The sequence below is a fragment of the Dactylosporangium sp. NBC_01737 genome, from assembly GCF_035963215.1.
GTDB lineage: Bacteria > Actinomycetota > Actinomycetes > Mycobacteriales > Micromonosporaceae > Dactylosporangium.
Map to the genome: position 1 here is coordinate 11,544,396 of NZ_CP109153.1, position 13,635 is coordinate 11,558,030.

General features: G+C 74.0%; 15 protein-coding genes. 3 read left to right on the plus strand and 12 right to left on the minus strand.

Features of this window, described 5'->3' with window-relative positions:
- Positions 1–24: 24 nt before the first annotated feature.
- From OHA72_RS53230 to OHA72_RS53245, 4 genes are all read right to left on the minus strand, one after another.
- Positions 25–1,704, minus strand: a complete 1,680-nt coding sequence (locus tag OHA72_RS53230) for an insulinase family protein (protein ID WP_327003754.1) — start codon at positions 1,702–1,704, stop codon at positions 25–27.
- Positions 1,701–2,351 carry a hypothetical protein gene (locus tag OHA72_RS53235; protein WP_327003755.1) on the minus strand — a complete coding sequence of 217 codons (651 nt, stop codon included), beginning with the start codon at positions 2,349–2,351 and terminating at the stop codon, positions 1,701–1,703. The genes OHA72_RS53230 and OHA72_RS53235 overlap by 4 nt, the downstream gene beginning before the upstream one ends.
- A 98-nt stretch (positions 2,352–2,449) precedes the next feature.
- Positions 2,450–2,650, minus strand: coding sequence for a hypothetical protein (locus OHA72_RS53240; protein WP_327003756.1), 201 nt, complete (start codon positions 2,648–2,650; stop codon positions 2,450–2,452).
- 40 nt (positions 2,651–2,690) lie between these two features.
- The gene (locus OHA72_RS53245) at positions 2,691–3,290 is read right to left on the minus strand and encodes a TetR/AcrR family transcriptional regulator (RefSeq protein ID WP_327003757.1); all 600 of its coding nucleotides are present in this window, start codon (positions 3,288–3,290) and stop codon (positions 2,691–2,693) included.
- An 83-nt stretch (positions 3,291–3,373) separates the two neighbouring features.
- On the opposite strand from OHA72_RS53245, the gene OHA72_RS53250 reads away from it, so the two are divergent.
- The gene (locus OHA72_RS53250; protein ID WP_327003758.1) at positions 3,374–4,405 is read left to right on the plus strand and encodes a glycoside hydrolase family 113 protein; all 1,032 of its coding nucleotides are present in this window, start codon (positions 3,374–3,376) and stop codon (positions 4,403–4,405) included.
- Between the two features lie 100 nt (positions 4,406–4,505).
- Here OHA72_RS53250 and OHA72_RS53255 read toward each other — a convergent pair whose 3' ends face one another.
- Positions 4,506–5,465, minus strand: coding sequence for a helix-turn-helix transcriptional regulator (locus OHA72_RS53255; protein ID WP_327003759.1), 960 nt, complete (start codon positions 5,463–5,465; stop codon positions 4,506–4,508).
- Between the two features lie 62 nt (positions 5,466–5,527).
- On the opposite strand from OHA72_RS53255, the gene OHA72_RS53260 reads away from it, so the two are divergent.
- Positions 5,528–5,926, plus strand: a complete 399-nt coding sequence (locus tag OHA72_RS53260; RefSeq protein ID WP_327003760.1) for a VOC family protein — start codon at positions 5,528–5,530, stop codon at positions 5,924–5,926.
- Positions 5,927–5,972: 46 nt separating this feature from the next.
- On the opposite strand, the gene OHA72_RS53265 is transcribed toward OHA72_RS53260, so the two are convergent.
- The gene (locus tag OHA72_RS53265) at positions 5,973–6,125 is read right to left on the minus strand and encodes a hypothetical protein (protein ID WP_327003761.1); all 153 of its coding nucleotides are present in this window, start codon (positions 6,123–6,125) and stop codon (positions 5,973–5,975) included.
- A 41-nt stretch (positions 6,126–6,166) separates the two neighbouring features.
- Between OHA72_RS53265 and OHA72_RS53270 the strand changes: the two genes are divergently transcribed.
- Entirely contained in the window at positions 6,167–6,727 is a 561-nt protein-coding gene (locus OHA72_RS53270; protein ID WP_327003762.1) for a class IV adenylate cyclase, read from the plus strand.
- A 103-nt stretch (positions 6,728–6,830) separates the two neighbouring features.
- On the opposite strand, the gene OHA72_RS53275 is transcribed toward OHA72_RS53270, so the two are convergent.
- The 6 genes from OHA72_RS53275 to OHA72_RS53300 all read right to left on the minus strand — a co-directional run bounded on the left by OHA72_RS53275 (position 6,831) and on the right by OHA72_RS53300 (position 13,623).
- On the minus strand, positions 6,831–7,814 hold the full coding sequence (locus OHA72_RS53275; RefSeq protein WP_327003763.1) for a radical SAM protein: 984 nt from the start codon (positions 7,812–7,814) through the stop codon (positions 6,831–6,833).
- 46 nt (positions 7,815–7,860) lie between these two features.
- Entirely contained in the window at positions 7,861–8,232 is a 372-nt protein-coding gene (locus tag OHA72_RS53280) for a hypothetical protein (RefSeq protein ID WP_327003764.1), read from the minus strand.
- Between the two features lie 43 nt (positions 8,233–8,275).
- Positions 8,276–10,336, minus strand: a complete 2,061-nt coding sequence (locus tag OHA72_RS53285; RefSeq protein WP_327003765.1) for a hypothetical protein — start codon at positions 10,334–10,336, stop codon at positions 8,276–8,278.
- A 348-nt stretch (positions 10,337–10,684) separates the two neighbouring features.
- On the minus strand, positions 10,685–11,959 hold the full coding sequence (locus OHA72_RS53290; RefSeq protein WP_327003766.1) for a YqgE/AlgH family protein: 1,275 nt from the start codon (positions 11,957–11,959) through the stop codon (positions 10,685–10,687).
- Between the two features lie 119 nt (positions 11,960–12,078).
- On the minus strand, positions 12,079–12,945 hold the full coding sequence (locus tag OHA72_RS53295; protein WP_327003767.1) for an alpha/beta fold hydrolase: 867 nt from the start codon (positions 12,943–12,945) through the stop codon (positions 12,079–12,081).
- Positions 12,946–13,041: 96 nt separating this feature from the next.
- Positions 13,042–13,623, minus strand: a complete 582-nt coding sequence (locus OHA72_RS53300; protein WP_327003768.1) for a TetR/AcrR family transcriptional regulator — start codon at positions 13,621–13,623, stop codon at positions 13,042–13,044.
- Positions 13,624–13,635 lie beyond the last annotated feature (12 nt).

Consider the following 13,635-nt stretch of genomic DNA (forward strand, 5'->3'; position numbering starts at 1 on the left):
GCCACGACCGTCCGCCGGCGCCGCTCATCGTGACGGGCGGCTGCGGCGCCAGAACCGCACGGCGAAGACGACCGCGGCGGCCAGGAACGGCCACGACCGCAGGCCGATCGCCAGGGTGATCGCGGCGGCGCCGGCGAGGCCGAGCAGCACGTTCACCACGACCCGCCCGGTGCCCTTGCCGAGCAGGGCGGTGCGGCCCACCCGGGCGCGCAACCGCAGCCGGGCATGGCGCAGGCGGGACCGCAGGCCGGTGGTGCGGGACAGGCGCGGGATCTCGTCGGGGTCGCGGGCCGGCAGGTCGACGACGAGCCGTGCCGGGACCGCCGCCTCGATCGCCGCGGTGACCGACGCGGGCAGCGGGAACAGGGTCGGCTCGATGTGGACGTTGACGCCGTCGGCGCCGAGCAGCCGGCGGGCGCCGTCGGGCCAGCGCAGCAGTGCGACACAGTCGGTGTACAGGACGGTGGACGGGCCGGGCGGGGTGCTGAGGCTGACCCCGTCGGCGGCGTGGACGAGGGCGACCTCCGGGTCGGCCTTGCAGCGGATCCGCTTGCCGACGACGCTGAACCGGGACAGCTGCGGCGCCGCCTCGAACCCGGCCGGCGGCCGGCCGATCCCCCGCGGCAACATGAGCAGCGCGGAGTCGTCGACTGCGCGGGCGACCTCGCGCACGTCGGCCGCGGTGACCCGGCGCAGGTCGTCGGCGAATTCGGCCACGGTACAGCCGGCGAACCCGCTGAGCAGATCGGTGGCCCGGCGCGGCAGGAGCCTCGCCTCGGTCTCGGGATCCTGGCCGGGCTCCAGTTCCAGGGTGCGGATCGCGTCCAGTTCGCCGGCGTCGAGGTCCTCGTGCCGCAGGCGGCGCAGTTGCGCGGTGAAGTGCTCGACGACGGCCTCGGCGTCGCCGTCGCGGGTGTCGGCGACGGCGGTGAGGGTGGCGGTCGGGCGGCCGTCGGAGCTGTAGCCGGCCGCCGTCGTGTACGACAGGCCCCGCTCCTGGCGCAGCTCGCGGAACAGCGCCCGCTCCAGTGCCCAGGTGTAGACCGTGGCGGCGGCGGTGCGCGGTACCGAGGCGTCCAGAACCATCACGGGTGCGCCGCCGGGAAACGCGGCGGGCGTCAGCGGCAGCGCCGACGACGCGGCCGGCAGCGCCCGGCGCGGGCCGTCGGGCAGGTCGAGGCGCAGGCCCGCGGGCAGCTCGGCGCCGGTGAGCCACAGGACCGCGTTGCCACGGGTGAAGCGGGTGGCGGCCCACTCGAGGACCTGCTCGGCGGTGACGGTGTGGACGCCGTACTCGGGGAGACTGACCAGACCGTAGTCGCGGGCGCCGTGCCGCCAGAACGGCATCGACAGGTTGACCGGCGTGCCGCGTCCGGCGGCCTCGGACGCGATGAGCTTGCGCTCCACCGGTAGCCGGTCGACCGGCAGCGCGCGCAGGCCGGCGCAGACCCCGTGCAGGAAGCCGGTCACCGTCTCGGGGGTGCCCTGCGTGACGAACTGGGTGACGGTGGCGCTCGTCGAGCCGTTGTAGTGGTAGTCGGCGACACCGAGCCGGTGCAGCGCGAGATGCTCGACGAGGTGGGTGATCCCGACCGTGGCCGCGGTCTCGTCGGCGACGCCGACGCGGAACACCAGCCCGGCCCGCATCGGCCCGGGCGACGGGGCGAACAGGACCGGCACCCCGTCGACGTCCGGCGGCGTCACCGGGCACCCGTGGTGCGGCCCGCGTGCCGGAAGTCCGACTTCCAGGTGTTGCTCATCATCTCCCAGCCGTACGGCTTCATCCGGTTGCCCAGCGCCGCGAAGTGCCGTGCGGAGCGGGGCATGTCGCCGCCCTCGTACAGCGCGAACGCAAAGGCGCTGTGCGCGGCCACCCAACCGTGCCAGGGCTCGAAGCCGGCGTGCAGGACGGTGCGCGCCGCGGCGGCGCCGAGCTCGTCGCGGACCTTGCGCTGGTGCAGGTGGTCGCGGATGCGGTCGAGCAGGTTGCTGGTGAACGCGTGCTCCATGTGCGCGTCGGCCACCACCGCACCGGCGAGCGTGCCGGGCGGCCCCGCCTTCAGGCACTCCTGCGCGAAGCCGTGCATGGCCTTGGTCGACCCGCCCCACTTCGGGCAGAGGTTCTGGATGAACTGTGCCTGCGCGACGTACGGCACGTCGCAGTGCTCGGCCGCCTTGTCGTACCGGCGCCGCGCCTCCTGCGGCTCCAGCCCCAGGGCCCGCGCGGTGACGATCCGCTGGGTCCACGCGGCGGCGTTGCCGGGGTCGATGGCCACGGCGTCGCCGAGGAGCCGTTCGGCCCGGCCGACGTAGTCGTGGAAGACCCGCCACTGCGCTGCGGTGACATGCACCGCGAACGCGGCCGTGCGGGCCTCCCAGCCGATGACGACGCACCGGGCGCCCAGCAGGGTCCTGGCCAGGGACGAGTCCGGTCGGTGTCGACCGCCCGCTACAGGAACCGCTCGCTGCCCTTCACGTCGGCGACGACCCGCATCGCGACGGCGCGGTCGGCGCGCGGCGGCAGCCCGTCGAAGTACGCAACGACCGCCGCCCAGTCCCCCGCCTTCGCCACCCGGCGCAGGGCGGCCAGGTCCGGTGAGTGCGTGGAGTCGCTGGTACGCAACGGCTTCAGCAGATCGATCATCGACACGGCGGCGATCATACGGCCGGATCCTTGTGCTGTCCGTCCCTTAAACCTGGCCCCGTTTGCGCACCAGCGGCAGGTACACCTCGTCGATGATGTCGATGAGGACCTCGTCGGGCGCGGTGGGCACGCCGCGGGTGACGAACTCGTTGCGCAGCAGGACGATCGCGACGGTGGCGACCCGCGGGTGCAGCGCCGCAGGGTCCGCTTCGCCGCGGGCGACGGCACGCCCCAGGACGGTCAGCCACATGGCGGTCATGGCGTCGGCGGACTGCTCCGGCACTTGCGCCATAAGGCTTTGCGCGCCACCGGCGGCGCCGAGCAGCTCGCGCAGGACGGCGCCGAGCGGCGAGCTCCAGTGGCGGTTGGCCCGCCGCAGCAGCTCCAGCGCGTCGTCGCGCAGCACGCCGGTGTCGGGCGGCTCGATCGTCGTGGCGAGCTGCCGGTACGCGGCGATGCCGAGGGCGAGGCGGTCGGGCCATCGGCGGTAGATGGCGTTCTTGTTGGTGCCCGCCCGCTTCGCGACCCGGTCCATGGTCAGTCCCGCGAAGCCGTGCTCGATGAGCTCGGCGGCGGCGGCGCGCAGGATCGCGGACTCCAGCGTCGCGCCCCGGCGCCGGGTCTGCGTCGTCAGGTCGTCCCGCATGCCTCCCAGCATCGACTTGACCACCACCCCCGGTCAAAATAGGGTACGCGTCGTACCTAATTTCCCACGGGAAGGACCTTGGCGTGCGGCGCAACGGCATCACCTACGACACGGGGTTCGTCCGGCACGGCGTTCACTCCCGCCTCCGGTTCGACGCGGACCTGGTCGCGCGCGAGCTGCGCGTCATCCGCGACGACCTGCACTGCACCGCGGTCCGGGTGATCGGTGGCGACCCGGAGCGCATCGAGCTCGCCGCGGCGCTCGCCGTCGAGCTGGGCCTGGAGGTGTGGTTCTCGCCGTACCCTCTGGACCTGACCACGCACGAGACGCTGGCGCTGTTCGCGGACTGCGCCGAGCGCGCGGAGCGACTGCGGCGACGCGGTGGCGACGTCGTGTTCGTCACTGGCGCCGAGCTCAGCATCATGAACCATGGCTTCCTGCCCGGCGACACCATGGAGCAGCGGCTCGAGCTGCTGAGCCGGCCGGAGCGGCTCCGCGAGGTCATCGCCGAGGTCGGCACCCGCGTCAACGCCTTCCTCGCGGAGGCCGTCGCCGCGGTCCGCGAACGCTTCGGCGGCCGGATCACGTACGCATCCGTGCCCATCGACCGCGTCGACTGGGCGCCGTTCGACATCGTGTCGATGGACGTGTACCGCTCGGCCGAGATCGCCGACCGGTTCGCCGAAATGCTCGCCGACGGCATGCGCAGCCCCGCCCTGCAGAGCAAGCCGGTCGCCGTCACCGAGTTCGGCGCCGCCACCTACCGGGGCGCCGGCGACCGCGGCGCGCAGGGCCTGGAGATCGTCGAGTACGGCACCGACGGCCCCGTCCGGCTCACCGGCGACCACGTCCGCGACGAGGCCGGGCAGGCCACGTACATCCGCGAGCTCCTGACCGCCTTCGAGGCCGCCGGCGTCGACACGGCGTTCGTATTCCTCTTCGCCCTCTACGACCACCCGCACCGCCCGGACGGCGCCGCCCGCGACGACCTGGACCTGGCCAGCTACGGCATCGTCAAGGTCTACGAGGACCGGCACGGCACCACGTACCCCGACCTGCCGTGGGAGCCGAAGGCCGCGTTCACCGCGATCGCCGAGTACTACGGCTCCCACTAGACCGCATGCCGCGCGGAGGCGCCGAGGTCGATGAGGCCGGTGCCGGCCGGCAACGCCGCCGACCGGCGACGCATGCGCACCGCGGCCGGCCCGCCGTGGGTCAGGGGGCGCGCCGGGCGGAGGCGGCGAGGCGGGCGGCGAGGGCGGCGACGAGGTCGCGGAGCTCGTCCGGTCGTTCGATGGCGAACGGTAGGTCCAGCGAGGCGAGCACGCCCGGCAACCAGTCGAGCCGCTGCGCCCGCAGCTCGACGTGCAGCCAGCCGCCGGGCTCCGGTGGTTCGATGATGGTCGCGACGCTGGCGGGCAGGCGGGTGCGGATCTGCTCGGCGGTGCCGTCGATGCGCAGGGTCACCTCGTGCGGGTAGCCGGCACCGGCGAAGCCGGTGAGCAGGCGCTGGGCCGGATCGAAGTCGGCGGGTGGCTCGAACGCGCCGGGCAGGGTCCGCGCGTCGGTGATGCGGTCCAGCCGGAACGTGCGGTCCTCGCCGGCGTGCGGGTCGGCGCCCGTCACGTACCAGCGGCCGGCGTGGACGACGAGTCCGTAGGGGTGCACCACGCGGCCGCTGCGCCGGCCGGTGCGGTCGGTGTACGTGATCGAGACCGGCCGGTGGGCCTCGACCGCGGACGCGACGGTGAGCAGGATCGTGCTGTCCGGCGCGGGCGCCGCGGGCGAGGACGCCGTGAACGCGAGGGAGCCGAGGACGGCGTCGAGCCGGCGGGCGAGGCGGTCCGGGAGGACCCGCCGGATCTTGGCGGTCGCCGTCTCGTGGGCCGCCGACAGTCCGGCCCCGCGGCCCGAGACCAGGCCGAGCATCACGGCGAGCGCTTCGTCGTCGGTGAGCATGAGCGGCGGCATGCGGTAGCCGGGGCCGAGCCGGTAACCGCCGTACCGGCCGCGGACCGACTCGACGGGCACGTCGAGGTCGATCAGGTGGTCCACGTAGCGGCGCACGGTCCGCTCGTCGACATCGAGCCGCTCGGCGAGCTCCGCGAGGGTCCGCAGGCCGCCCGACTGCAGCAGTTGCAGCAACGTGAGCACGCGGGCAGTGGGTCGGGCCATCCCGGAAGTATCTCCCGGATACCGGGCGGAATCTGTCCAGTATCCCGCTTAGCGTGGCCGGCATGAACCTCGTTTCGATCCGCATCATCACCGCCGACGTCGCCCGTCTCGTCGAGTTCTACGAGCGGGTGACCGGTGTACCGGCGACCTGGTCGACGCCCGACTTCGCCGAGGTCAGGGCCGGCTCCGCCACGCTCGCGATCGGGAGCACCCGCACGGTCGCGCTCCTCGCCCCGGACGCCGCCCGCCCGGCCGACAACCGCTCCGTGATCGTCGAGTTCCTGGTCGGCGACGTCGACGCGGTACACCGTGACCTCACCGCCTTCGTGGCGGATTTCGTCACCGAGCCGACCACCATGCCCTGGGGCAATCGATCACTGCTGCTGCGCGACCCCGACGGCAACCTCGTGAACGTCTTCACGCCCGTCACGCCCGCCGCGGTCGCGAGGTTCGCCCGCTGAGCCTGCCGGCCCGCGTGCGGATCATGATCTCGCTGCTGTAGGCCGCTCAGGCGGACCGGGCCGCCGAGAGCCCTTCGACGACGGCCTCGAGGGCGGGGCGCCTGGCCTCCTCGGTGATGAAGCCGACGAACCCGCTGCCCTCGAAGGTCAGCGTGACCTGGACGAGGCGCTCGTTCGACTGCCCGTCCACAATGATCATCCGCGCAGGGTAGGGGACGGCGCCGGCCGTAGCATAGGGGTGTGGCCGGCGGGGTGGATGAGGTCGAGAGCAAGCATCTCGTGCCCGATCCGGCCGCCCTCGCCGACCGGCTCGCTTCGCTGCGTTTCCGGGCGGCGCCGGTGCAGGAGCAGCTCGACGAGTATTACGACACCCCCGACGGGCAGCTGCGGCGGCAGGATCTCGTGACGCGGCTGCGGGTGGTGGGAGGCCTCGTGACGGCCGGGTTCAAGGGCCCCCGCACATACGCGGACGACGGCACCTATCGGCGGGTCGAGGTGGAGTTTCCAGCCACCGGCGACGTCCGGGACGCGTTCGCCCGGCAGGGGCTGGTCGTCGTCTGGCGGCTCGCGAAGCGCCGGCGCGAGTTCCGCCGTGGCGGCACCGAGCTCGTCGTCGCCGTCGACGAGCTGCCGGAGCTGGGCACGTTCGCGGAGTTCGAGGGCGACCCCGCGCAGATCACCCTCGCGAGGGAGCAGGTCGCCGGGCTGATCGGGCCGCCCGAACGGCGCAACTACGCCGAGCTCGCCGCCGACTGGCTCCGCGGACACGGCCGCCCCGAGGCCCGCGAGCTGACGTTCTGATCCACCGCGAGCGACCCCGTGGGCGGGCCGCCGCGAGCAACCCGACGGGCACGCCGCCGCGAGCAACCCGATCGGCGGGCCGCCGCGAGCGACCCGTGATGCGCTACACCGTCGCGAGGCGGTTGTAGATGCAGATCGGGCGATGCCCGCCGTCGGACGGGCGCAGCGGGCAGCCCTCGCACGGCGACGTCGTGCGGGCCAGTTCGGTGTCGCCGGCGCGGCGCACCAGGGTGCCGTCCTGCCACCGGTACGCGGCGAGGGCCTCGTCCTCGAGGAGCATCCCGCACGCGAAGACCGCACCGCTGGGCAGGAACTGCAGGTTGGTGCCGTCCCGCACGGCGCAGACGCCCCGGTCGGCGCCCGGCACCGGGAAGTCGAAGGCGACCTGGCAGTCGACCGTGAACGACTGCCGCGACGGGCGGTACGCGGCGACGACGTCGAGGACCTTGCGCCGCCAGTCGGCGGCCGGCACGGACTGGTCCGCGGCGTGCAGCGCGCCGCGGCCGACGGGTGAGAACCAATGCATGTTGAGCCGGCCGGCGCCGCTGGCCTCGGCGTAGGCGAGCATGTCGGGCACCGTGTCGACCGTGTCGGCCAGGACGGTGCAGTTCAGGTCGAAGGGCACGGCGGCGGCGCGCAGCTCGTCGACGGTCGCGACGGCGTCGGCGAACGCGCCTCGGCCGCGCAGGCGGTCGACCACATCCGCCGACGGGGCGTCGAGGCTGACCGCCACCCGGCTCAAGGCATGCCGGACGGCGGGAAGGGCCGCCCGGAACTGACGGCTGCCGTTGGTGACGGTACGCACACGAAGAAGCGCCGCCGCAGTGTCACAGACGATGGACGCGAAGGAGGGGTGCAGCGCCGGCTCGCCACCCAGGACGGTGATCTCGGTGGCGGCGCCGGACGCCCAGCCGACGATCGCGGCGACCGTCGCCGGCGTCATGTGCTGGATGCGGTCGAAGTAGGTGTCGGGCAGGAAGCAGTACGAGCAGCGGCGGTTGCACCGCGACGTGATGTAGAGGTCGATGCTCTCAAGCTTGAAGTCCGAGGCGGCAAGCTTGGGCTCTGGAGCGGCAAGCCGGGTCACGCGGCGAATCATGCCATCGCCAGGGCCGGTCCGTGGCCGAACCGGGTCAGCGAGGCTTGAGCGAGTCGCGCTCGGCGAGCTCGAGCACCATGCGGTGCTCGTCCGGGTCGCCGGTGCGGATCACGCTCGCCGGGCTGCGGAAGCCCAGCGCCGGGTGCAGGTCGCGAACCCAGGCGCGGGCGACGCTGCCGAGGTCGAAGAGCCGCTGCACCTCCAGCACCAGCCGCAGCCGGGTGCGGGTGGCGGGATCCTGGATCGCGGCGTCGGCGGACCATCCGGCCAGGGGTGCGTCGAGCCCGGCACCGAGTAGGTAGGCCAGCAGATCGGGGCCCCAGACCTGCTCCGCGGCGTCCAGCGCGTCGAGCGCGCCGGACAGTGTGAGGTCGTCGACGTCGGTCGCGGCGGGGGAAGCGCCCATGCCCTCGACGGTACCCGCGGGCGCCGTACCGCGCATGGGCTGATCAGACCGACTCGTGCATGAGCAGCGCCGCCACCTCGCGGGCGATCACCCGGACCGTCCCCGGCCGCTGCCGGGCGTCGAGCAGCGCGGCACGGACGGTCTCCCACGAGTCGAGCAGACGCCCGTCGTAGGACAGCGGCGGACGGTTGCGCAGGTACCGGTGCAGCACGACCGCATGCTGCACGATCCAATGCAGGTAGTGGTCCTCGCGGTCCCAGCTCTCCAGCCGCATCGCCTTGCGCAGGTGATCCTCGACCTCGCGGAAGCTGCGGGCGCCGAGCATCCGGGCGTCCTGCCGGACGTTGGCCATGACCGGGTGGAACAGGTGGCCGACGGAGTCGGGGAACGTGTCGTGCCACTGGTCCCACATGACCGCCTCGTCCTCGCCGCCGAGGGTCATGACGGCCTCGGGGCGGGTGTCGCGCAGCAGGTACTGCAGGTACGCCCAGATCGCCGGGGTGCTCATGAGCCGCTCGGCGCGGGTGGTGCGGATCTGCGCGCCGACCATGGCGTCGTCGATGTCCAGGTCGCCGACGCCGGGGAACGCCTTCGCCGCGCGGGCCACGTCGAGGATCATGCGGTCGCCGCGGTAGTACTCCAGCTGCACCGCCCACGGGTGCGTCGGGCGGCGCAGCAGCTCCGGGTCCTGGAGCCGTTCGGCGACGCGGCCCGGCGAGCAGAACGACATCAGCGAGTCGACCTCCGGCGGCCGGGCACCCTCGACGAGGGCGAACCAGCGCTCGACCTCGTCGGTGAAGCGGGCCCGCCAGCTGCGGGTGTGCTGGTCGCCGGCGAGGTCGTCGAAGCAGAGCACGACGCGGACGCCTCGGGCGGACAGCGCCGCCGCGACGGTGGCCTGCACCGCGTAGATGAGGGTGGGCTGGCGCAGGCGCACCGGCCAGAAGACCAGGTCCAGGGGCGCGTCCGGGGTGTCGTCGACGCGCCGCCACCGGAACTCGTAGTCCAGCTGCCGCAGAAGTTCCACCGCCGATGGGCGCGTGCCGAGGATCGCCTCGAGTGTCGGCAGGTGTACGCGGTGCAGCGCGGTCCCCGACGGCACGGCGACGGGCGCCGTGGCGGTCCCGGCCGGTGCGGGCGTGACGGGTTCGGCAACGGCGGGTGGGGCGGGTTGGGCCCGTTGCAGCGATACGGGCAGGGCGGCGAGGCCGCGCCGTACCGCCGGGAACAGCCGGTCCACGTCGACGCCGGTGTAGATCAGTGCGGTGCCGGCCGGCGACGCGTCGTCGTCGTGCCGGGCCCACAGCACGTCGGACTGCTCGTGGACCGCACGGGTCAGCGCGTCGTTGCGGCCCGGCGGGTATCCGGCCACGCAGATCGTGTCGCCGCGCAGCGCCGCGGCCAGGGCCGCGACGATGACGGTGTCGTCGGCCCGTGGCGGCTCGGGGTCGTGCAGCAGCGAGCGCTCGTCGGTCTCCGACGTCGGCCGCCAGTACCCGTGCAGATGCAGCACGTCGATCCCATCGGCGGGACCGATCGGCCCGGCGAAGGTGCCGTCGCGGCGGAGGGTGAGGGAGCGCGCGGTGCCGCCTGCGCGGCGCACCGCGATCTCGATGAGCGGGTCGAAGTTGGTCGTGATGACCCGCCGCTCGAAGCGGTCCGGCAGGCCGGCGAGCAGCTCCCCCAGCGCCTCGACGCCCGGCGTCAGCGACCACGCGTCGCGGTCCTCCTCCAGCTGGACGCCGCGGTGGTAGCCGACGCGCTCCCAGCCGCCGACGGTGGCGCGGGCCGGCCGGTACGCCTCCAGGGTCGCCCGCTGCACGACGATGTCGAACTCGACCGGGGACAGCCACTCGGTGAACGCGCGGCGGTAGGCGGTGTACAGGGCGCCGCCACGGCGGGCGGCGCGCAGCCCGGCGAGGGCCGCCTGCAGGTCGCTGTTCTGCAGCGCCTGCCCGACGAACTCGTCGGCGAGCTCGATCATCCGCTCGACGCCCGGCACCACCCCGGCGGTCAGGCCGGAGCCGAGGACCAGCGTGACGTCGCGGCCCTGCCGGATCGTGGTGACGAGCCGGTTCACCAGACTCTGCTCCGTGCCGGTCATGCTGTCACCTCCGCCGCGCTCCGGCGCCCGCACGACGGACCGCAACCCTGATGCCCGGCCCCTCCGCTGCGCTCCGTGCCGGTCATGCTGTCACCTCCGCCGCGCTCCGGCGCCCGCACGACGGACCGCAACCCTGATGCCCGGCCCCTCCGCTGCGCTCCGTGCCGGTCATGCTGTCACCTCCGCTGCGCTCCGGCGCCCGCACGACGGACCGCAACCCTGATGCCCGGCCCCTCCGCTGCGCTCCGTGCCGGTCATGCTGTCACCTCCGCTGCGCTCCGGCGCCCGCACGACGGACCGCAACCCTGATGCCCGGCCCCTCCGCTGCGCTCCGTGCCGGTCATCGGCTCACCACGCCTGCTGCGGGTCGCCGAGCCAGGTGGCCAGGTCGGTGCCCGCGTCGACGAGGTCGCCGGCGGCCAGCTCGGTCTCCAGCTGGTGCGGCCGCCAGCCGAGGTAGCCGACGAACAGGTACGCGGCGGCGACGACCGTCTCCGCTCGCGCGGGGTCGGCGTCCAGCGGCATGACGACGAGCCCGGGGCCGAGGACCCGCCACCCGTCCGGCGGCGCGGCGCCGGTCCGCAGCACGGCGAGCAGCAGCACCACGTCGCGGACCGGACCACCGTCCAGGACCGCCGGGACGTGCAGGGACCCGGCGAGCTCGTCGCCGAGCACGTGCGCGGGCGAGCGGGTCGCGGGCCGGTCGAGCCGCACCCCGATCGCGCCCTCGACGGGCGAGTGGGCGAGGATCGCGATGGCCCCGGCCAGCTCCGGGTCCGTGACGCTCGCACCGCCGCGCAGGACCCGCCCGACGAGGGAGCTGTCGGCCCGCGGCGGGGGCTCCGGCTGCCGCGCCGGGGCGTCCGCGGGGCGCACCGGTCGCTGGGCGTTGACGACGATCGGGATCCGGTCGCCGCCGTTGCGGGCCCGAAGCTCCGGGATCGGGCGGCCGCGGGCACGCTGCACCCGCCGGATCTCGTCGTGCAGGGTGCCCAGGTCCAGCAGCGCCGGCCCGCCGTCGACCCCGTCGCGCAGCAGCTCGACCAGCACGCCGGTGAACGCGGTGAGCGGCTCGTCGGGCGGTGCGAGCGCGACCCGGTTGCCGGACGCGGCCACCATGACGCAGCTGCGGTCGATCTCGACCTGGGTGGCGAGCGCGGCGTCATCGGCGGCGCCGAGGCCGGGGATCGCCCGGCCGGCATAGCAGCAGTCGAGGATGACGACGCGGTGCGCGCTGCGGCTGCCCTGCACCAGGCGGCGCACCCAGTCGAACGGCACGGCGCTGGAGTACGCCGAGTCGGGCATGGTCTGCCCGACCGCGAGGTGCAGCACGCCGGTGTCGGGGTCGATGACGCCGTGGCCGGCGAAGTACAGCAGCAGCAGCCCCGACACGTCGACCTCGGCCGCGGCGCGGCGCATCACCGCGTGGACGTCGCGGGGCGTCTCCGGGTTGTGCACCACCCGGCACGCGTCGGGGTCCAGCCCCCACCGAGAAGGGTCGATCAGCACGTCCCGCAGGGCGGTGAGGTTGTTGGTGACCGCGGGGATGGCCGGGAAGTTGTCGTAGGTGCTGGACCCGACGAGCACCACGCGCGACCGCCGCGGGTCGGACAGGTGCGTCAAGACGCGGGCTCGCCGAGCCGCCGGTCCCCGGAACCGTCGCGCACCCTGACCAGCACCATGCCACCTTCCATCGATCCGCGTCGTCGGCACCGAGGGTATACGGTCGACGCCGGTGGGTGCTATCCGGCCGGCCTGGGTTCCCTCCGGTCGATGCCCGCGTCCATGAAGTCGAGCACGGCGCCGATGACCTCGGGCTCACGCAGCAGCCGGCGGTGCCCGAGTCCGGACGTGACGTGCAGCCGCGCGGTCGGCCACGCCTCGGCGATCGCGATGCCGTCGGCGACGGGGACGGAACGGTCGGCCCGGTCGTGCACGATCAGCGTCGGCGGCATCTGGACGGCCCGCCCGATCTCCGGCACGTCGAAGTGGTGCATGGGCGCCCCGACGCGCCGCTCGACCCGCCGGGTGAGCCGGGCCAGGGTCCGTGGCCCGAACCCGAGGATCCGGGCGAAGTGACGGGCGTGGGAGGCAGGGCTCGCCATCGGGGCGATCATGGCCACCCGCCCGGCCCGCAGCCCGTCGCAGAGCGCGATCGCGGCCGCGACCGAGCCGAGCGAGTGCGCGACGATGCCCGCCGCGGGCCCGTGCCTGGCGATCACGGCGGTCAGCGCGTCGGCGAACTCGGGGATCGACGAGGATCGGGGCCCGTACGCGCCGGGACCGGACTCGCCGTGGCTGGGCGCGTCGAACGCGACCACCCGGAACCCGCGGCGGACCAGGCCGGGCGCGAACGCCTCCAGCTGGCCGCGGTGCCCGGCCCAGCCGTGCAGCAGGTACACCACCGGCCCCTCACCACCCCAGGTGCCGCCGACGACGTCGGTCCCGCCGACGCGGATCGTGAACCGCTGGCCCGGATCCCCCGACGGCGCGAGCCGCGCGAGCGCGGACCGGGTGGTCGTCCTGGGCAGCCGGAACCAGATCCGCTCCGCCCACCGCGCGCCGATCGCGGGCGCGGCGCGCTCGAGGAACGAGAACGCCAGCCGCACCGGCTGTGGCGCTCGAAAAAACCGATCGTTCGTGCTTTTTTGAACCGCCACGACGGCCTCGGTGACCATGGGACTCCTCCAGTGGAGTGGGTGGGATCAGTTCCGGACGCGGTCGAGGAGGCTGTCCAGCGCCCGCCGCGCCCGCGGCTCGGCGCGCTCGTCCTCGAGCAGGTGGAAGGCCGAATGGAAGGCCAGGAGAATGCCGTTGAACTCGTAGGCGCACTGCTCGGGGTCGGTGTCCGGGCGGAACCCGCCGTCGGCGATCCCGGCCCGGAACATCGTGGTGATCATGTCGATCATGTCCCGCTCGCCGCGGACGACCTCGTCGCGCACGACGCCGGCCTGATGGTGGAACTCGGCCCCGGCGGTGACGAACAGGCACCCGCCGGGCACCCCCTCCCACCGCAGCCACCCGTCGAAGAGCACCCGCAGCCGCGGCTCCCCGCGCGGCGCGGCGATGGCGGGCCGGACCACCAGATCCACGAACCGCGCCCTGGCGTGCTGGAGCACCTGCAGCTGCAGGGACTCCTTGGACTTGAAGTGGCCGAAGAGCCCGCTCTTGGACAGCGCCGTGCGCTCGGCCAGGGTGCCGATCGTCAGCCCGCCGAGCCCGACGCCACGCGCCACGCTCGCCGCCTCGTCCAGCACCGCGAGCCTGGTCTCCTCGCCCTTCCCCATGCCCTAAGAAAA

What these genes read in the sequence shown, in the direction of transcription:
- OHA72_RS53245 (WP_327003757.1), bottom strand. Translation starts at nt 3,290, where the DNA reads ATGCGGGACGACCTGACGACGCAGACCCGGCGCCGGGGCGCGACGCTG.
- OHA72_RS53255 (WP_327003759.1), bottom strand. Translation starts at nt 5,465, where the DNA reads ATGGCCCGACCCACTGCCCGCGTGCTCACGTTGCTGCAACTGCTGCAG.
- OHA72_RS53260 (WP_327003760.1), top strand. Translation starts at nt 5,528, where the DNA reads ATGAACCTCGTTTCGATCCGCATCATCACCGCCGACGTCGCCCGTCTC.
- OHA72_RS53265 (WP_327003761.1), bottom strand. Translation starts at nt 6,125, where the DNA reads ATGATCATTGTGGACGGGCAGTCGAACGAGCGCCTCGTCCAGGTCACG.
- OHA72_RS53280 (WP_327003764.1), bottom strand. Translation starts at nt 8,232, where the DNA reads ATGGGCGCTTCCCCCGCCGCGACCGACGTCGACGACCTCACACTGTCC.
- OHA72_RS53285 (WP_327003765.1), bottom strand. Translation starts at nt 10,336, where the DNA reads ATGACCGGCACGGAGCAGAGTCTGGTGAACCGGCTCGTCACCACGATC.
- OHA72_RS53300 (WP_327003768.1), bottom strand. Translation starts at nt 13,623, where the DNA reads ATGGGGAAGGGCGAGGAGACCAGGCTCGCGGTGCTGGACGAGGCGGCG.